This is a genomic window from Ktedonobacter racemifer DSM 44963 (genome assembly GCF_000178855.1).
Lineage (GTDB): Bacteria > Chloroflexota > Ktedonobacteria > Ktedonobacterales > Ktedonobacteraceae > Ktedonobacter > Ktedonobacter racemifer.
Map to the genome: position 1 here is coordinate 2,666,697 of NZ_ADVG01000001.1, position 19,067 is coordinate 2,685,763.

Genomic DNA, 19,067 nt, shown 5'->3' on the forward strand with positions numbered 1-19,067 from the left:
CAGAGAAAAGTATCGCTCACCTGCGAGGAATGCCAAGCTGGTCTCTCGCCTCCGTGAGCGCTTGCGCGAGGTGAGTCGCGACATCCTTCTCCCGGTAGAGTATTTTTTCCTCGTCATACAACCTCCGGCCGAACCGAAACAGGCCTTCCTGCTCGACGTGCGACACCTGGGGAAGTGTCCGGGCAGGGGGCAAGAATGCCCTTCCTAGAGGCTGGGGAATGTGAAAGGAGAAGGTGCTTTCGGGGCAGATGGACGCGGAGATTTCGAGCGCGTAGAGCGCGTAATACTCACGTGAAACGCTTACCTGGCATGCGGGGCAAGCGTGGATCTCTGCCTTATGATAGGCGTAGAAATCCCGTTCCCCTTCGTAGTACCCCTCGCGGAAGACCGTATAATGGTCATCACACAACTCCAGGTCGATTTTATCCGCATCCTCCGGCCGGTAGTAGGAGAGATGGGCATAGGATGAGTTGACCAGAACCTGGAGTGCCTCGTCCTTCCATTGATACCATTCTTCCGCACGCTTGCGATATAATGCATTGTATTTCGTGGCCTGCGCGCTCTTCGCCAGATTCTCTTTCGCCCATCTCGAGGCCATTTGCGTCCAGAAGGCCAGGCGGAGCACCGCAGCCAGTTCAGGGTAGTCGAGTCGCGCCCATTCCGCAAACGCCTCCTCAGCCTCCTCGAAGGCGAGCTTTCGGGCCTGCGCATGCCTGGTTCTGCTTTCCTGCGCTTTCCTGGCACCCGTTTTCCTGCGCATATCGACAAGGGATGCGTGCTCCTCGCGGAAGCGGGCGAGGATCTCCGGCGTGATGTTCGCCACGTGTCGACGGTCGAAGACCGGGTAGACCAGCTCTTTCCCGGATTTCCAAACGCTCCTGGTTGCAAGCGGGGCCAGTTTGCCATCGCTTACCCAGCGCTTCCGTTCGGTAGCAGTGCAGCCCAACAGTTTCTCCAGCTCCCATGGCTCTACTGCCATTTCCTCCACGAAAATCTCGAAGAAACGCGCCTTTGTCTCCGCGTCGTTTCCCAACGCTACAGCGAGCTGCGCGACGAGGGCGGCCTTTCGCTCCGCTGTTCGCGCCGGGAGACCAAGGAAGGCGCAGATTTGCTCTTTCGAGAGTAAAGCGGGAAGATGCTCCAGTACGGCGATGTGGTCGCAGGAGGGGGCAGGTGGGGCATCCCTTTCAGAAGCGCGGGCAAGCGCGGATTTCCAGGTGGGCTCCGCTGAATGCACCACCTGAGCCTCTGCGCGAAGCACTCGAATCCGGGCGTCGAGCAGGGCTTCGTATTCTCCTTTGAATTGGACCCACAACAGCAGAAATTCGCGGATGGCCTGGTCTACATCTTCGGCCAGGATATTCTTGAGAACGAGCTTTCGACTGCTGGTGTAAAACGACCCTGGTTGGGCAGGAGAACGGTGGAGGTAGTATGCTGGCCACTGTAGCAGCCGCTCCTCCATACTTGGGGTCAGCGCGAGTTGAGGCCATGCGCCGCCTCTCTGGATCGTTCCTGCACATTCCCATCCCTTTGCGGCTGTGCGCACATCGATCGTGACGGTTGCGTACGCTCCCCGCGCTTCCACCGAGATCGCCGGCCGCCGCTCCTGCTTACACCAGTGCCGGTAGTAGTCTCGGACCTGTTGGGGTACCTCTGAGGTTTCGAGCACGTAGCCATTCCGCTTGGCCCGCTCGATCAACTCATCCACTCGTTGCCGCTTTTTTCCCTGTTGTGATGGCGGCGCTTTGTCCTTCTGCTCCATAAAGATCCTTTCTTGCGGGAAAGACTCGATCCGGTTATCGTCTTATTGCCAAGCCCCCTGCGCTGTACAGCGGGCGGGCGATGCTCGGTGGCGTGCAGGACAGAGGTGCCAAAGGGCGAGATCGGAGCTGGAACGATCCATCGACCTCCTCTTGCCGAACGCCTGCCAGGAGAGAGAAACGCGGCCATATTCTGGCCTTTGCCCCTCCAGCCCTTTATAGCGCAGATGGACGGCCAGGCAGCGCATGAAATCGTAGCCGCCACTGACCACCCTTAAAATCGCGCCATGCGGGTGCCCCTGGCTTTAGCCATGGGGGGGGAGCATGGCGCACTCCTTTCTGCCTATACTCATAGCCATCAGACCGATGCACACACCGCATATATTTGGGGTGAATATCGGCCTTGCCAAGCCGGAAACTAGGGCGGTGACGAATGGCAATACGCCCTTCAAATGTTCCTTTGGGGGTGATGGCTTTGACCATATCACCCGTTTGATACCCAAGAAATTTCTTTTTGCGCTCTTTGTGCTGCTTCGGGAATCCATACTTATCCGTTGAGCAAATTTGCCTTCTGCCATGTCCTGTGGCTGTAATATGCAGTGGCACAGTCCCTTTATTCAAAAGCGCAACGGGAGTACTTGTACCTACACAAGCGGCATCCAACCAGTGGGTTTTGGGCAACTTCCGCATGGTGCGGTTAAACTTCGTCAACCCACCGCTACCACACTCAACAGGCAAATCCACGGCTTTCAGCCGTTCAAGCAAGGCAAAGCGCGTAGCATTGACTGCACTGGCATCCTTGAGTGGCTTCTTGATTTGAGCGAGAATCCGCTTGAGCACATCAGGCTTCTTTTTCAAGAAGACTTCGATATCCTGAGTACCCTTGGCGGTATTGCATGGCTCGCAAGCGAGCGTAAGGTTACTCACCCTGTTGGTGCCATCATTAGCGCGTGCCTGAATGTGTTCTACTTGCAAGGGAACATCTTGCTTGCCACAATAGGCACATTTTCGTTCCCATTTGAAGAGCAAGTATTCTCTCACTTCATAGCCTTGCAGCGTCCCTTGCTGGTATTCCACGCCTGCAATGTCGGGATTCTCCATCAATTGCATATCAAACTTCACGAGTTCTTGACTGATAGCAGCAATGGGAGCATACCGACACAGGCGAGCTACCCACGTGAGAATATTGGCAAGGCGACTTTCCAACGATGGCGGCAACCATCCCTTCTTTTTTCTTCGATTGTGAAATCTTGGCTTACGATACCGTGTTTTGCGGTGACGTCGGCTGCGACGAACTGCCCTTCTATCATCCAGGCTGTCTTTAATCGCGTGCCCACGATGCTCAAGTTCAGCCGCAAAAACAATCTTTCCGTTAGCATCATTCACCAGGGCAATACCCGTGGTTTTGCTGCCAGGATCGAGTTTCAAGCGCAATGGCTGTACCTCTGGCTGCTCTACAATCCGTTTGAGCACAAGAGTGAAGGGATATCTCCGAAACACGGCTGCTTTCCCTTGCCTGAGCAAGCGCCTCGCGTGTCCTGGATGCACCGGATTTAACGGTGTATAGTCACTATCAATCACAAAAACATTGCTCACGTTGAGCCTCCTGTTTCCAGGGTAATGTTTGCCTCGACAATGAGAGAGGGCGGTACTTTTCCCTGAGCACTGCATAACACCCCGTTTTGCTGTTTAACCCAGGAATTCTAGAGCTACCGGCTGGCACGCACCCGTAGGTAGGAACTTCAACACTTCCCTCTATCGTAGCCCGATAGCCTTGATGATTATATCCATCAGCTCTGGCTGAGTCTGGTCAGGTCCAGGCTTGCTTTCACAAGCCCCTGCCTTTAGGCATGGGGTACCTGACCAGCATCGCATCCGGAAGGGCAAGGAGCGCGTCTTGCACCTGCCCTATCAGGTCTCTCGTTTTCTGTTTCATGACCACCTGCTTCTCTGTGCGCACGCTATCGACTTCTGGAAGTCACGGTGCATAAGATATCATACCAGATGAAACGTATCGTAACGTCACGAAAATTCACGATGTACTCACGAGCTCTGTGGAGAAAAGAATGGAGAAGTCCTCGCTCGGAGCCGGGTGAGTTCCGTGGTAGCGCTCTATGGGCGTGTCTGTGGACTTGGTGTAAGACGACTCCCACTTCGGTGTGAGCGCAACTGGGAGCGAAGCAGGAACAACAAAAGATGTGGTAAGGCTATGCATGCATACGTTTTACTATATTAATTGGAGCAGGTCGACCCAGATTACACACAAAGCTTGACCAATTTCCATCAGATCATCATTGATGCTGTGCCGTCGCGTCGAGCGAGACGCCGACCGAAGCCGAGATGATGAGCGCGATAGCCAGTATCTCGCGTAGTCCTATGGCCTCGTGCAGCACGAAGAAGCCAATGAGGGTGGCGACCGCTGGCTCGACGCTCATGAGGATACCGAAGACGCGCGAGGGAAGCCGCCTGAGCGCCTCTAGTTCCAGCGAGAAGGGAATGACGCTGGAGAAGATAGCGATGCCCACGCCCGTCAAGAGTACCTGCGGACTGAGTAGCGCCACTCCTCCGTTACTTATTCCAAGCGGCGCAATAGCAATCGTTGCCACGGCCACAGCCAGTGCCAGTCCTCGTCCGCCCGTAAACGAGTGCCCAACTTTTGCGCTGCACAATATATAGCCTGCCCAACAGATACCAGCCAGTATTGCCAGCCCCATCCCCAGCAGGTTCACTGCCCCTTGCCCGATCGGCGCGAGTAGGAAGATGCCGACCACAGCCAGCAATGCCCAGACGAGATCTTTCACCCTGCGCGATTGCATGAGGGCCAGTCCTAACGGACCCACAAATTCCAGTGCCACTGCGATGCCTAACGGGATATAGCGGATCGCGGAGTAAAATGCTCCATTCATCGCTGCCAGCACAATGCCAAATAACAGAACGTTGATATATTGTGTCCGCGTCAGCCCGCGTATCTGTGGTCGCCAGAAGATGAGAAGCAGGATTGCCGCGAAACCCAGGCGCAAGAAGGTTGTTCCCAGCGGTCCGATGACCGAAAAGAGTTCTTTGCCCATCGCCGCCCCCATCTGCACCGAGATAATCGCTAGCAATGCCAGCAACTGTGCAGGTACCTTCTGTGCAAAATTCTGCCAGTGTCCTGGTTGCCTTGATTGTTCTCCTGGAACATGGGGATTTGTTGTGTTGCCTCCATCCGTGTTCTTTGTATTAGGGGGGTCGAAAAATGAACTCATGATTTCCTCTTGCTGTGTGGGTAGTATCGACGTTAAAGTGTATCGCTCTATCGTAGCACGAGCATGAGGGTGTTTGAAAGTGGCCGCTGTGAATGAAAGCGCGAGCAGAACCCGAACTGAAAATGGTTATCGAGACACAACTCGTGTCCTTTTTGATTTAGTAGTGGTTGAGATAGGCTTACTTTCCGGTTGGTGACAGCAACCTTAACTCTACCGTTGCAAAAACAGGATACTCTGCTATGTTCACGCACTGGAGAGCACGTCCTTCCTCAGCTGAGACGTCGAAAGGATGGCAAGCACCTCTCTGGGCTGAGACGTGCGCAGTGCGATGGTGTAGGACCATCCGGCATAGGAAACCTGTTTGCCCTCAGGCGGGCGGGGTGTGATCCCCTGCGACGGCAACAGCAGCGTCGCCTCCTGCCCGCTATACAAGCAGGAGTTGACCTCCGAAGAAGTCACGCGGTACGACTCGTACCGCCTGGTTTGCTGATAGGTGAGGAGAAAGGCCATGCCCAGCCGGGCGATATTGAGCGACGCCGCGTAATCCCTCGCCCCGTTCCACAGGCACTCGGCGTTCGAGCAGCAGAGCATCGCCCCCCACGAGATGGCCTTCTTGCGATCCTCTGGAGCCGCAGAGGCGTACGTCTTGGCCGGCTGGCCACAGCGCGGGCAGGTATGGGTCGTGCCACGCGCTTCCACCTGCCGCGCCCGGATGCCCAACAGATGGCACTTGTACTTGAGGACGCGCCAGAGCTCGCCTCGCACCGTGCTATTGTTGCGCCAGTTGCGGAAGCGTCCCCGTACGCCACGGCCACGCCCCTGCGTTTTGAGCGTCCTGAGGTCTTCTCCGCAGATGAGCCGGCAGTCATACAGCAGCGCCAGCAGGATCAACAGGTTGGAGGCCAGGTGCGCCAGTTCGCGGTTTCTCCGCTCGTAGGCCTTCCAGCACTGGTTGATGCGTGCCTCGTACTCCTGGACGTGTCGTTGCCAGCCCGCAAGATGCGCGGGCAGCGGGACCCCATGCTCCTGCTGGGCGGCCTGGGCCTCCTTGACGAGCTGCCCGTAGTGATCGCGGCAGGCCTTGAGCCGATCGATCTCCCTGCGCAAGCGCGCCTGCCTGCCATCGATGCCCCCCGTCTCCAGGAAGACCGGACGGCTCACCTGCCGGGACCGCTCCTCGCCCTCCTCCGGTCGTTGCAGGATCGAGACCGTGATCAGCGAGCGCACCCCCCAGTCCCAGCCCAACACGCGCGTCTCCTGCTCGAGCGGAGAGACGTACCTGGCCGGTACCTCCAGAGTGAGATCGAGCACGGCCACGCGGCTGCCATCGTCGCCCTGGATCTCTCGCAACGTCGGCGCCTGGGGGAGAGCCCCTTGCGCGAGGGACGCACAGACGGTAGGGGGCAGCGCGATGGCCTGGCTCCAGGCTCCCCAGCTCCATGTCCCCTGGTCATCGGGGGTGCGCAGTCGCAGCGAGAGCGATGCGAGGTGTCGCTCTTGCCTGCTTTCAAGATCGCAGCCTGGGGCCAGCTCGATACGTGCCCGATAGGCCTGACCGGCCTTCATACCGTCGTCTCCGGCGAAGGTCAGGTGACCGACGGAGAGGATGGGCACGGGTTGAAGGGCTTCATAGGTGCTGGGGAACGCTCCGGTTTGCAGGTACCAGTTGCAGGCCTGCTCCATGAGGTTGGTCATGGCCACAAACGCCTCGGCATCCTCCCCGGCATCCTGCAGCTGCGCGCGCAGGGCGCTGACCTGCTCGTTGATCTGCCGGTGATCTTTTCTGGCGGGCCGTTTGCCTTGGGCGGGGATGATCAAGCCCTCGGAGAGCAGGGGCACGATCGCCTCGAAGACGCGCTTGCGGCTGGCCTGGGCGCGCAGGATGCGGCCCGCCTGCTCCATCTCGCAGCGCTCCTGGCGGCTGCCGTGACCCGAGCGGGTGAGCAGGTGGCGCTCGACCTGCTTCCAGGCAGGACCGGCCCTCTCGCCTGCAAACACATCAAGCTGCGGCCACAACGCGGTGATGATCTGGTTGATGGCGGGGCGGCTGGCATCAAGGAGGCGCAGGGCCTGAGCTTGCATGCCATCGGGCAAGCGGATGGGGAACGAGAGCGTTTGCGTTTTGACCACCTGCGTCCTCCTGGGTTCTGACCCCGCGAGACGATTCGCTGCCGGGTCAACGATGCGTTGACCTCGATACCTGAAGTATACGAAATATCAACATATGTTGCAACTGTCAGCAACCCCTACTTAGGGGGGAAATCGGGGGGGGAAATGTTGGGAGCCCGTGTTGCGATACTTGGGATCTTTCGTGCGACCTTGTTCGGTCTCTCAAAAAGATCAGGGCTGGAGCACCTGAATCTCAAGCTTAGCGGAATATGCGTTGAGATCATGACCAGATGCACCTGCCCTTAGCGGAATCTAGAGGGGGAAATATGGTGGGATTCCAAGGTCGGATGCCTACCCTGGTGCTGGGTAGGTCTGGGTGCCCGCTTTGCGCATCGCCTCCATCGTCTGCTCGGTCGTGAGCAGCACAGTTGTCTCAACGCTTTTGATATGGCCTGGGGAGACCACGGCGAAGATAGCTGCCGTGATCGTGGTCTCATCGGGCATCTCAGCGATAAACAAACCATCGTACGTCCCGAAGGAGTAGTAGAAAGATATCAACCGTCCTCCAAGTTTCTCGATCAACGCGCGGAGAACGTCCTCACGGTTCTGTGGATGTTTGACGAGCGCAGCCAAGGCGTCGGGCGTGTAGGCAAAACGTGTCATGTAGAGAGGCATCTCTGTCACCTCCTTTCGCGGGTGTCAGAATCCATGCAGCGAGAGCGAAGATCACATTTCTTTCAGTTCGTTCACAGGTGTTGAGGTGTCTGCTGTTCGTGTGATGTGACAGGTGAGCAGCAGATACCCCCTTATTCTGGTCCACCTGTGAACTGAAGCCGAGTTCACTACATTGTTGTCAGTGCATTGTTGTCACCTTACATTCAGTGTAGCAGGAAGATGGAATCGATATCACCAATACGGGCTCCCAACATTTCCCCCCCAAAAATCCTCGTTAAGGACAAGGAGGGGATAAAAATCTCATTTTCGCCATTTCATTGCTTCGTTTTGGGTAAAATTGCCAATTTGGGAAAGGAAAACGATCGTTTTCCTTTCTCAGATTGGCGTCATGATCGGACGCTCTGCCTCGCATGATGTGTGTGGTTTTCTCTGCTTCTTATCGTCTATTTCAATAGAGATGCAGGGCACAAGAAGAAGAGAGGTGTGACTATGGCCCAAGAAGATCAGCCCGTACTAGATCAGAAACAGCTTGAACGACTCAAGCGGAGCGTTGCAGAATGGAATGCATGGCGTTGGTTTTCTCCTGGAATAACTATCACTCTTGAGAGTGTCGATCTCAGTAATACCTATCTCAGTGGAGCCAATCTTAGGGAATCCCATCTCAAGGGGGCCAACCTCGTTGGGGCCAATCTTAGTGGGGCCAACCTCGTTGGGGCCAACCTCAGTGGGGCCAACCTCGTTGGGGCCAACCTCAGGGGGGCCAACCTCAGTGGGGCCAACCTCAGTAGGGCCAACCTCAGTAGGGCCAACCTCAGTAGGACCGACCTCATCGGGGCCGATCTCAGCAGAGCCGATCTCAGCAGAGCCGATCTCACTTATGCCGACATCGGCAGAGCCTATCTCAACATCCCCGATATCGGCATAACAGACCTCAGGGGAGCCAACCTTGTGGGGGCCAACCTCAGGGGGGGCCAACCTCATCGGAGTTAACCTCAGGGGAGCCGACCTCAGGGGAGCCAGTCTCATCGGAGTTAACCTCGATAACAGAACCATCCTCAGCGAAGCCGACTTCAGCAGAGCCTGGCTCGTGAACGTTAACCTCAGCAGAGTTAACCTCAGCAGAGCTATTCTCAGGAATGCCAACCTCAACGGAGCCAACCTTCACAAAGCCAACCTTAGCGGAGCCGACCTTAGCATAGCCAACCCCGGCGTCGCCGGTATCATAAGTGCCAATCTTGTGGGGGCCAACCTCAGGGAAGCCGACTTCAGCGGAAACGACCTCAGCGGATCTGACCTTAGCGGAGCCGACCTCAGCAGAGCCATTCTCAGGAGAGCCATTCTCAGGAGAGCCGACCTCAGCGAAGCCATCCTCAGGGATGCCGTTCTCAGGAGAGCCGACCTCACTGATGCCGATCTGAGAGGGGCTGATCTCACCGATGCCGATCTCACCGGAGCCAAACGGGATGCCCCTTCTTCCAAGAGTGCCACGCCTGGGCCTCGCCCGAGTCAGTCGTCCTCCATCACCGACTGGCTCAGTCAGGTCACAACGGTAGGAACCAATATCCTCGTTACGGCAGCCACGCTTGCCTCGATCATCCAGGGACTCGATGTGGTTGAACGCCGATGGAGAGAACAGAAAGGGAAGCGGCAGCACAGCACGCCCAAAGCCCCATCCTCACCAGCCTCTTCTGCACAGAAGACATTCTCTATGGATAAGGAAATTGTCGAGATTCTTCTGGTTATGGATGATGGAAGCCGACATGGCTTCAGACGATGGCTCGCTGATCCAGACGACCTCAGAGCGTATATCGACGCATTCAACGATCCGACGAGTAAGGTCAAGCCGCTCCGGGTCATCTTCAGAAAACGAGAAGGCCGTGCGCTCGTGGTCGATATCTCCGCAGGTGGGAAAGATAATCCACAGCTCAACGTCATCCTGGGCTATCTCGATGCTGATCCATAGGAGCCAGGTGATGAGCGCCGTGGATGCTGCTCCAGCAGGGTGAGAATCTCTCGTTTTTCCTTCTTAATTTTGCGTCAAAACCAGGCAAAAAGGAGCAATCGTCACGCCAGATCGCGCCGGGGGTGCGGCAAGGTTTTTTGCGCCGAACGCAAAGAGTGGATATGAGAGGCAAAGAAACATGAAACCTCGCCACGACCTCTTTGACATATAGCTGACCTACTCATTGGACTAAAATCCTTGTCAGGATAACCGAGAGACTCAGCAAAACAAGCGGAACCCAATCAGAATGGAGGACCGAAATTTTCCTAAATCGGTGGTAGACTCAAAGAGGTTTATAATGAACAGTTCTGACAAAGAGTCACTACTGATAAAGGGAAAGAGAAAACTGTTATGAGTATCCACACGAAATCCGACTTCAAGATTAGCTCTTGGGATCAACGCCCTTACGACGAGCCGAAGGAAGGTCCTAAGCTCTTGCAAACAGACGTGAAAAGGAGTTTCCAGGGTGACATCGAAGCTGAGAGTATAGCTGTCCTCCTCATGTGCCAAGCAGACGACGGCTCAGCTGGTTACGTTGCCACAGAGAAAGTCGTAGGGCGCATCGGAAGCCGCTCTGGGAGTTTCGTCATTCAACATGGTGGGGCGGTAGCGAGTGGCAACGTTACAGATTCCTTCGGATACGTTGTCCCCGGTTCAGGCACAGACGAATTGCAAGGGTTGCGCGGGCACTGTGTATGGCATCACGATGAGCACGAGGCGACGTTCACCCTCGACTACGACATCGAATAGCGCGTCTCATGCTCGTATCTCCGTTTGGGCATAGCTCTCCTTTCAGGACAACATACCAGACTTCGATGCAAAACTTGGATATTCCTCTGTAAGCATCTTACCCGGTTTATGTTGTCCTGATAAGGTTTTTAGTTCAATGGGTAGGAAAGGTATATGTCAAGAAGGTCATGGCGAGGTTTCTGGCACACCTCGTGGTCAACGGGTGCGGCAAGTTTTTTGCGCCGACCTTATCCAGATCATGAGAGCACGATCAGTCTCCAGTGTTCCCAGCGCTTCATGGCTTGTCGCTGACGGTAGGCCCGTTGGCGACAGCGATCAGAACAGTACTCCTTGGTCCGGTGTCCCTTGAACCGCACCAAAGGCGCTCCGCATGGGCACCTGTCTGATGGGTGCGGTGGCGTGTTCTCCGATGGGCAGTCGATGCCTTGGCGAGAGGAGCATACTCTCAGCACGGGAGAAGCGGACACCGGAGCACGTGGTGTTGCCACCGAGCGTTGTTGGGAAGCCATGGGAAGCGTGCGAGGCATCGATGCCGCTGCAGCGTGAGGAGGAGGGGACGACGTCTGAGCGCAGCAGCCATCAGTAAGCAACACCTGGGCCAGAGGCTTCGTGGGCGCTGATTGATGGGGGGCTTGAACAAAGCGTTGCTGACGAACGGCTTTGTGCCACATTTCCTGCCAACGCTCATTGCAGACGGCCAAGCGTAGGGCCAGCATAGGATTGACATGGCTGCGCTGCCAATGCATGCCCGAGCCTTTCAGGCGCGCTTGCACCACCAGTTTGTTGGCGCTTTCCACCATCCCTGAGCCGATGGGCCAGCCTGCTGCGCGATATGTTGGATACTGCATCAGTGCCTCACGTTTGCGCAGGTACTCCAGATGTTCCCCGATGCCCTTCTGCTGCGTGAGATCGTTGCCCAATCGGTTGACCATACGCAGCAACGCCGCAGGTCCTCGATGCTTGAGCACATGCAAACAGCGCGAGAGCATCCGATCCGGAAAACACAAGCCGGCTTGCTCCAAGGCTTCGAGTAGCGGGCTCAGGTGTTCTGCCGCATATGGAAAATCCAGTATCTGCAGCGTATCCGGTCGATAGATCGACATCAGGCTTTGGCACCACTCGGCTCCGTCGGTGACGCTACAAACCTGCCTGGCCTCCCCGACCCGACGCCGTCGGAGCTCCCCTGCTGCGTGTTGAGTGAAGGTGAAGGCATCACAGAGACGCGACACATACGAGAGCTGATGGACGTGGATCTCTGCTCGGCCATCAGCACTCGTCTCCACTGTGGGTTCTCCGATGGCCAGGGTGCGTACTTCGACCCACTGCTTGTTGACCAAAGAAATCATGGCCCCATCAGCACTCACGACATACTGTGCGGGAGCAGGCTGCGCGGTGGGCGCTGAGAAGGAGGACGTCTCACCTTCGGCCATGGGAGCAATTTCCATGTACGCCCCCATGCGCTCGGTCAGGCAACGGGTTGTCTCCCTACTTGTTTGCACCCCCAGCAGCGTTTCGAGCATCTGGGCCGCTTTCTCGAAGGGCATGAAGCACGCCAGGTGCGTCAGGTGTTCTTGTTGTCGAGGTGCCAGCCGACCTGGCAACAAGGCGAGTTCCTCATCGAGGGGGGAAAAGACCGGATCCGCACCTGGGGCAGATGCCATAGGTTCGCTTCAAGGTCACGTTCTGGCCTCCATTGCCGTGCAATGTCCGCTCTCGCTGGCCTCGGGCCTGCAGCGGAACCGCGCAGGTGGGGCACAACGGAGCAGGCGTGTCCGTTGCTTGGCTCCATGTCCGACGCTCGCTCGCCGAAGCCGCCTCTTGCAAGACGGGGTCTGTGGTGCAATGGAACAGAAAAGTGGTTTAAGCTCTGAATTGGTTTCCAGAGCGGGTTAACAGGAAGCACAAAAAAGAGTTGCATCGCTGATTTCGTTGCATCTATGCTCTTTATGCATTCATTGCAGCTTCTATGAGGCTATCTCACGCCGGAATCGGCCTTAAACCACTTTTCTGTTCCATTGCGCCATAGACCCCAATAGCGCTCCTCCGGCTGATTTGAGAGCGTGACCTGCCGATCGCGTCACGCATCGGCTTTATCGCATCGGCGCATAGCTCGTTCCGGTGTTGTGGAAGACCACCTGGAGACCGCTTACGGTCACCACCAGGTCGGGATGGCTCGCATTGCCTGAGAAGGTGAGCATGACCGGCGCCAGGTCAGCGCCAGGGCCAACAAGGTGTGGACCTTGCAGGAGTCGCGTATGTTCTGGGTCGCCGCCGGGCACCTCAAAAATCATCACTTGACCTTTGAGATTGAGGGCGGTGAAGTGTGTTAGGACTCGCGGATCGACCTCGTGGCCCACAACATGGTCTACTTGAGTAGTCCTTGGGTAGCCATAGTGGACATGGCCCTTGAGTATGAATGGAACGAAAAACAACGCTAAGGCAACTGGATCAAAACAGACTGATTGATCAGGTGTTTATTCTACCGCGAGAGTTATGTCTAGGGAGAAAAGCAGAGAAGCATGAGGAAGGGGCTGGCGAACTGCACAGGCAGTAGACAACCCCGGATGACAAACCCAAGAAATAAACGTTATGCTTCTTTTTGGGTCTCCACATTGATGGCGATTGGCTTTTTTTCTTGTGCCGTTTCCTCTTGTTCTTCGACTTCACGTAACGGACGCAAGGCTCCCTGACGGACTTCCTCCGAGAGCGAGAAGGTATAGCGCCCCAGCAGATTAATGTGATCATAGCCGAGCGGAGAGAGGCGCTCCACATCCTCTGGGAGAACGGTCATCCCCCGTGCGCGCATGTCCTCCAATGCTTGATTCATATACAGCGTATTCCAGAGGACCATCGCATTGGCTACTAATCCCAGCGCGCCGAGTTGCTCTTCCTGCCCTTCACGATAGCGTTGGCGCACTTCCCCCTTTTGCCCAAAGTAGGTGGCCCGTGCCAAACTATGGCGACTTTCTCCTTTGTTCAGCTGGATCAGGATACGTCTGCGGTAGGCTGGGTCATCAATAGAGGAGAGGAGGTAAAGCGTTTTGGCAATGCGTCCAAGCTCCGCGATCGCTTTAGCCAGGGTGGACAGACGCCCATTCCCTTGCAGTGATTTGAGCAACTCGGTAACGTTCACCGTCCCTAATTTGAGGGAACCAGCCACGCGCAAGAGATCATCCCAGTTCTCGGTAATCAGATTGCGATTGATGGTGTGGCGGGCCAAGCCATTCAGTGCGCCATAATCGGCGGACGGATCAATGCGCCAGAAGCGCGCTTCTCCGACATCAGCCAGGCGAGGGCTGAATTGGTATCCTAACAAATGGAAGAGTCCAAAAATCACATCGCTGTACGAGGCCGTATCGGTCATCAATTCCTTGGGTTGAAGCTTCGTTTCTTGATTGAGGAGCCCTTCCAGGACCACCAAGGAATCTCGCAGCGTCCCCGTAACCACAATATTTTTGAACCCGCTGAACTGATCTGAGGTATAGTTGACGAGCGTGATGCCACGCCCGGTGCCAAAGTATTTGGGATTAGGGCCAGCATTCAAGGTTTTCAGCGGGACCACAAAGCGCAAACCATCGGCGCTAGCGACCTCCCCACCACCCCACGCCTGGGCCAGTGGAATGGTCGCTTGATAGTCCACGAGCCGCGCATTGGCACGAGAAATGGTATCAGGCCGAATATAATTCTGTTGCACATAAAGCAAACGGTCTCGCTCCAACGCGGGAATCCCTTTACGGACCATCGGAGTGAGTCCGACATTGCACGCTTCGGCCAGGAGTACCGCACACACAGAGAGAGCCAGGTCGTCCAGGCGTGAACGCGCTTCACTGATATGAGAAAACTCCGAAGCAAAACCCGTGCGGGCCTGAATCTCTAACAGGAGTTCTGGCAAGTCGATCAGCGGTTGGCGTCGTGCTACGCGGTGACGGAGCTGTTGTAAGCTCTCTGGTTCCTCGACTTTGTCCAAGCCAGTGAGGATGAGCGTGTCTACTTCCTGACCAGCTTTGTTTTTCACCATCTCGATCCGCACACCGGACTGAGGAAATCTCGCGGAAGTTGCGCGATACGCTTCATCAAGACGACGGGCAAGTTCTTCAAATTCCATCTTTGCCTCAACCTTTCTTCCGAGTGACTGACAAATGGTGGGGCGAACACGCTCCCACTGTTCCCCAGCCAGCAGTTTGGCTCGGGGATCACCCCAGCGGATACTCTCCTCCACGAAGACATCATGACGGCGCAGCGCCTCGTGAAGGCGTTCCAGTACGCATAAGGTATAGTAGCGACGATCAATGGGCGCGTCTTTCGGCTCGACAAGGCGCTTCCAACTGGCGGGAACCACCTCCAGAGGCGCGGCAGAAAAGTCGGGAGTTTTCTGCCTCTCTTGCTCACGCAGGAACGTGAGTGCGTTGAGGAGGGGTTTGCCCGCCTCATTGCCTTGAAACTCGATGGTGCGCAACAGTGCCGGAAAAAACCGGCGGACCGCAGGATAGCGCGCGACGATTTCCTGATAGTAGTTGTCATCCGCAGGGCGCGCCAACGCGTAAATGGTCGTGACTGCCTCGGTGATCCTGGGTTGCTTTTCGGTGAGTAGCGTTCGGATTTGTTTATCCGTCCACTCCGGCGTGATGAGTTTCTCGCCGATCTCCGCCAGTGACAAGGCCGCTGCATCCAGGTCACGGAGGGTGCGCAGGCGTACTTTCTTTCCATCGCTGGTGGAGCGGGCCAGCAGGTCGCGGATCAGCATATCCAGCAGATCGAGCGCATCATCTTGGGCCGTCACTGCCAACTGACGCGCAAAAGACACCAGGGTGGCGGTCCGACTTTGCTCGGTTAAGGTGGCAATGTTTTGGGCTTTGGTGGTCACCGCATACTGAGCGAGCGTTTTTATGCGATTCGCAGGCACATGGATCAGTGCCTGTGGACCAACATCGAGTGAACGCGCCTCTGCCAGGCGCGAAAGGGCCTGGACTAGGACGGGCGCACTTGGACGTGAAGGAGATCGGCGCAGGCGTTCGAGATGAGTAATGCGAGAGGTTCCAGCACGAGCCAGGAGTCCTTCCAGGTCAGTGCGTAGCTCAGGAGTGACCACAACACTGACCTGTTGCCAGAAGCGTTCCGCCACCCGCTCGCGTATCGAAGAGATCAGACGAGTCAAGGTCGTTACCCCAGGTAAGAGCACCTTCTTGTCGAGCAGCCAGGTCGTGGCCACATCAAAAAGGACGCTGGGACGCTCGATGCCAACCCAGGCTCGTGCATAGAGGAAGCGCATCAAAGCAAACCCGCCCTGACGATCGGAAAATTCTTTGTACTCATAGTGCTGGCGGATTTCCTGGGCGTGATCTTGTTGGGTCTGGACGCGCTCTGCGTAGCGTACAATACACTGCGGATTTTTGATCTTGAGCTGGGAGGCCACATAGGCGATGACCCCTACTGGAATGTTCACGGGATCAGCCAGAAAGGTCCCCAGAAACCGAAGCGTCCCAATCTGGCAGGCAAAGCCAAGTCGATTGTGGTCTCCCCGACGCTGACCGATCAGTTGACGATCGTCGTCGTTGAAGTGAAAATAGCGAGCGAGTTGCTCAGGCGTGGGTTCACCAATGTAGCGCCCATAGCGCTGTTCTTGTTCCTCGGTGAGATACTCAACAGGCATGAAGCTTTTCCCCCCACACGTTCCTCTTCCAAAGTTACCGCTGTTACCATAGCAGAGAAGAGGCTCTGAATGCAATTCCTGTAGGAGAAAGGGCTGTTCTGATAGTGAGGGAGATCCGGGAGACGTGGAAAACTCGATCACAAGGCCATGTGTTCGCTCGCCATGAGAAGAAAGGAGCCCATCACCGACTATTTGATGGGCTCCTTTCTTCTCATGGCGAGCTGTGATTTTACCCCCATGTAGGCAGTGTCTGTGAAGCATATCCTGGCACTGTTTCACGCTCCCAGGCTGATCGAGGGCAATCAGGTAACATGATGCTGTGAAGCATCCTTTGGCAGCCATTCTGCATTGCGTAGCATATCGTGAAAGTCGGGTCGAGAGAATGCTGTCTTTCTGCTTTTTCGCTCACTTTTCCTCGATTCCCTTGCCACAATACGCTGCACAGTGTCAATATATGCTTCACCGGTTCATGATGCCCTCCTCGTCTCAGTCCTCAGCTCGCGTTCCGATGGTCTTTGGACTCGGATGGATCGTGACGATCCTCAAGCTCTCCGAACCCGCCTTGCTGAACTTGTGAGGCACATTGGCTGGCCCGATCACGACGTTTCCTGCCTCGACCTCTAACGTAGTCTCACCCACCGTGAACGTGGCGCGACCCTCCAGAACGATAAAAATCTCGTCATACGGGTGGTAGTGTAGTTTGGGTCCTTCATCAGGCGGAAGATGCATCCAGAAAAACGAAATGGGTATATCTCCATAGTCCTTTCCTTGAAACAGGTAGCCATTCTGAAGCTGCTCTTTGGGAAGAATGGTTGCCATAGGTTCTTTCTCCTTTGCTTTCTCTTTGTTGAAAATACGCCTTTCCGGCGCGAATCACCCTTCACTCTGGTCCTGCAGATCGAGAACTGACGCGGAACCCCTCCAGACTGGCAAGCGTGTTGGGCACGAGATGGCATGTGTTTCCTTTTCTGTTCCGTTTTTTGAATCTCGTTGCGCAATCCGTGAAAGCAGCCCGGAAAAACAAAAAAACTTCTTAAAGATTCTTGAAAACCAGATCATTCTTCCCAGGTGATTTTCTTGATAACCGCTTTGCCACCCTGAAAAGCCGGTCCTTCAATGCCGCTACTCCAGGAGACCTTCGGCGTAATCACAATATAGGTGCCAGGACCTCGGAATCCCTCCTCAAGTTGCAAAATCTCGGCCTTTCCATGAAGCTTGATCGAGCGTGGTTCAAAGGGCTCAAGCGAGCGCAGATCGTCAATCAGCAATGACACCTTGCTCTGTCCGGCAGCGATATGTTTATACTTGCGCGTACGTTCGAGATACCACCCGGTAATATAGAAGCGCCCATTCTCAAAGGCGAAGCCGACTGCATCCGCATCAGGCTGACCATTGACGGCCACCGTTGCCAGTCTGGCAAGTGGTTGTGTGCGCAAAAACGCGAGCTCTTGTTCTGAAAACATCTTATTCCTCTTTCTCTCAATGTTTCTCTGCGACTATTTTTGACAAAGGTTATTTCACAAAATGTATGCTCTCCCCTTTGCGCGCGAAGGCAAAGATGAGATCTACAATGAGGACCAGAGCAATCACCATCCCCGAACCAAGCCAATCCAGCTTCAAGACCATCATGATAACGGCGCCCAACGCGGCCAAACCCGGGATAGGTGCATAAGCCTGTAGCACAGGGTCAGAGATAGCCTTTCTGAGAGCGGGAGGGATCTCGCCCACGGGTGCGGCTTGCGCTGTCACCTGAATCGCCTTCATGCGAGGTCCGTTGATCACGGGTCCCAGGATACCCAGGAGAACGAGCAAGCCCAGCGAAAGCTCGATCCAGGCGTGCCCCCATCCCCATACCGAAAAGGTCAGCACAAGGCCACTGATGAGAATGAAGACAGCAGAGGCTGGCAAAACCAGATCAATCACACGGCTGAGAGTGAGCCATTCATGGACTTGCAGCGTCGTCTTCGCCGCATGTAGACGAGACACGATAATCACTTCCAGGCTGAGAGCGATAAACAGGCCGCACACGCCGACAATGTGGAGTAAAAGCAGATAAGGATAAAGCATGTTGTCTCCTCCATGAGTAGTGTTGCTTACCTTTGTTTTATTTAGTAACCTTTGGTAAATAAAAGCGACGATTTTCCTCAGGTTCGCTACGGATGAAATGGACCTAGAGTGGAGCTCCATGTTCGGAAGGGGAAGTCGAGTGGGCGGTATCCGTCTCGTGTTTCCAGGCCAGCAGCATGCCTTGAATTGCTTGCTCGATTAATTGTGCTGCCTGCCCACCGCGAATGCGGTCTGCCAGCGTGAGCGTTACCAGCCCATGCACGGTCCCCCAGAGGATATACACCTGGTCAGCGAGGTGCTCTGTTGACCAGCCATGAAAATCAAGGACATCTTTGACGGTCAGAATCGCCACATCCTCTATTTGTAGTCCCTCTTTCTCTGGCTCTGAGATGCTGAAAGTGACGCCGTCCAGACCATACATCAGGCGGTAGAGCTCGGGATAGCGCCAGGCGAATTCGAGATAGCCATGAGTGAGGAGTCGCATCGCCTCCTCTGGATCATGAGCTTGTGCTCGGGCTCGCTTCAGATCTGCCTCCAGCAGGCGAAAGCCCTCGTGCACGAGTTCTAAGAGAAGTATATCTTTGTTTTCAAAGTAGGCATAAATGGCGGCATGGCTGTACTCAATGCGATCAGCGATTTTGCGCATCGTCACATTGCTCCACCCTTCGGCCAGAGCGATGGCGCGTGCCGCCTCCAACATACTCAGCTTGAGTTCTTGCCGATCTCGCAGTCGTCGTTCTTTCCTTCCCATAAATTTACCTTCGTTATTTTTATTTACCAATGGTTACTAATAATATAACAGAAAGAAA

General features: G+C 55.5%; 16 protein-coding genes and 1 pseudogene. 5 read left to right on the forward strand and 12 right to left on the reverse strand.

The genetic code is table 11. The annotated features are described in order from the left end of the window. Positions 1–16: 16 nt before the first annotated feature. The 4 genes from KRAC_RS61305 to KRAC_RS75840 all read right to left on the reverse strand — a co-directional run bounded on the left by KRAC_RS61305 (position 17) and on the right by KRAC_RS75840 (position 5,770). Complete coding sequence (locus tag KRAC_RS61305) at positions 17–1,762, reverse strand: hypothetical protein (protein WP_007907086.1); 1,746 nt, start codon at positions 1,760–1,762, stop codon at positions 17–19. Between the two features lie 214 nt (positions 1,763–1,976). Continuing rightward, positions 1,977–3,356, reverse strand: a complete 1,380-nt coding sequence (gene iscB / locus KRAC_RS11515) for an RNA-guided endonuclease IscB (RefSeq protein ID WP_007907087.1) — start codon at positions 3,354–3,356, stop codon at positions 1,977–1,979. A 695-nt stretch (positions 3,357–4,051) separates the two neighbouring features. Beyond that, positions 4,052–5,005 (reverse strand): EamA family transporter, encoded by a 954-nt coding sequence (locus tag KRAC_RS11520; RefSeq protein ID WP_007907088.1) that lies wholly within the window; start codon positions 5,003–5,005, stop codon positions 4,052–4,054. Positions 5,006–5,248: 243 nt separating this feature from the next. Next, positions 5,249–5,770 carry a transposase gene (locus KRAC_RS75840; protein WP_244422029.1) on the reverse strand — a complete coding sequence of 174 codons (522 nt, stop codon included), beginning with the start codon at positions 5,768–5,770 and terminating at the stop codon, positions 5,249–5,251. Between KRAC_RS75840 and KRAC_RS75845 the strand changes: the two genes are divergently transcribed. Beyond that, positions 5,681–7,156: a hypothetical protein gene (locus tag KRAC_RS75845; protein ID WP_244422153.1), complete on the forward strand. Its 1,476-nt coding sequence runs from the start codon at positions 5,681–5,683 to the stop codon at positions 7,154–7,156. The two genes, KRAC_RS75840 and KRAC_RS75845, sit on opposite strands and share 90 nt — an antisense overlap. Before the next feature lie 309 nt (positions 7,157–7,465). On the opposite strand, the gene KRAC_RS11530 is transcribed toward KRAC_RS75845, so the two are convergent. Then, positions 7,466–7,789: a GYD domain-containing protein gene (locus KRAC_RS11530; RefSeq protein WP_007907090.1), complete on the reverse strand. Its 324-nt coding sequence runs from the start codon at positions 7,787–7,789 to the stop codon at positions 7,466–7,468. 489 nt (positions 7,790–8,278) lie between these two features. Between KRAC_RS11530 and KRAC_RS70200 the strand changes: the two genes are divergently transcribed. From KRAC_RS70200 to KRAC_RS11540, 4 genes and pseudogenes are all read left to right on the forward strand, one after another. After that, on the forward strand, positions 8,279–8,779 hold the full coding sequence (locus KRAC_RS70200; protein ID WP_007907091.1) for a pentapeptide repeat-containing protein: 501 nt from the start codon (positions 8,279–8,281) through the stop codon (positions 8,777–8,779). Next, positions 8,736–9,185, forward strand: a pseudogene (locus KRAC_RS79455) (pentapeptide repeat-containing protein); the annotation flags it as partial. The gene KRAC_RS70200 and the pseudogene KRAC_RS79455, both read left to right, overlap by 44 nt. 312 nt (positions 9,186–9,497) lie before the next feature. Next, on the forward strand, positions 9,498–9,752 hold the full coding sequence (locus KRAC_RS75855) for a hypothetical protein (RefSeq protein ID WP_052568168.1): 255 nt from the start codon (positions 9,498–9,500) through the stop codon (positions 9,750–9,752). A gap of 390 nt (positions 9,753–10,142) precedes the next feature. Then, positions 10,143–10,541 (forward strand): DUF3224 domain-containing protein, encoded by a 399-nt coding sequence (locus KRAC_RS11540; protein WP_007907094.1) that lies wholly within the window; start codon positions 10,143–10,145, stop codon positions 10,539–10,541. 236 nt (positions 10,542–10,777) lie between these two features. On the opposite strand, the gene KRAC_RS11545 is transcribed toward KRAC_RS11540, so the two are convergent. The 7 genes from KRAC_RS11545 to KRAC_RS11575 all read right to left on the reverse strand — a co-directional run bounded on the left by KRAC_RS11545 (position 10,778) and on the right by KRAC_RS11575 (position 19,009). Further along, the gene (locus tag KRAC_RS11545) at positions 10,778–12,202 is read right to left on the reverse strand and encodes a hypothetical protein (RefSeq protein ID WP_007907096.1); all 1,425 of its coding nucleotides are present in this window, start codon (positions 12,200–12,202) and stop codon (positions 10,778–10,780) included. A gap of 429 nt (positions 12,203–12,631) precedes the next feature. After that, entirely contained in the window at positions 12,632–12,898 is a 267-nt protein-coding gene (locus tag KRAC_RS11550; RefSeq protein ID WP_052568169.1) for a hypothetical protein, read from the reverse strand. Positions 12,899–13,128: 230 nt separating this feature from the next. After that, positions 13,129–16,191 carry a Tn3 family transposase gene (locus tag KRAC_RS11555; protein WP_052568171.1) on the reverse strand — a complete coding sequence of 1,021 codons (3,063 nt, stop codon included), beginning with the start codon at positions 16,189–16,191 and terminating at the stop codon, positions 13,129–13,131. A 486-nt stretch (positions 16,192–16,677) separates the two neighbouring features. Further along, positions 16,678–17,010 (reverse strand): cupin domain-containing protein, encoded by a 333-nt coding sequence (locus KRAC_RS11560; RefSeq protein WP_007907099.1) that lies wholly within the window; start codon positions 17,008–17,010, stop codon positions 16,678–16,680. Between the two features lie 236 nt (positions 17,011–17,246). Beyond that, positions 17,247–17,654: a PPOX class F420-dependent oxidoreductase gene (locus KRAC_RS11565; RefSeq protein WP_007907100.1), complete on the reverse strand. Its 408-nt coding sequence runs from the start codon at positions 17,652–17,654 to the stop codon at positions 17,247–17,249. Between the two features lie 49 nt (positions 17,655–17,703). Next, a complete protein-coding gene (locus tag KRAC_RS11570) occupies positions 17,704–18,258 on the reverse strand; it encodes a hypothetical protein (RefSeq protein ID WP_007907101.1) in 555 nt (184 codons plus the stop codon). 103 nt (positions 18,259–18,361) lie between these two features. Then, positions 18,362–19,009 (reverse strand): TetR/AcrR family transcriptional regulator, encoded by a 648-nt coding sequence (locus tag KRAC_RS11575; protein WP_007907102.1) that lies wholly within the window; start codon positions 19,007–19,009, stop codon positions 18,362–18,364. Between the last annotated feature and the right edge of the window lie 58 nt (positions 19,010–19,067).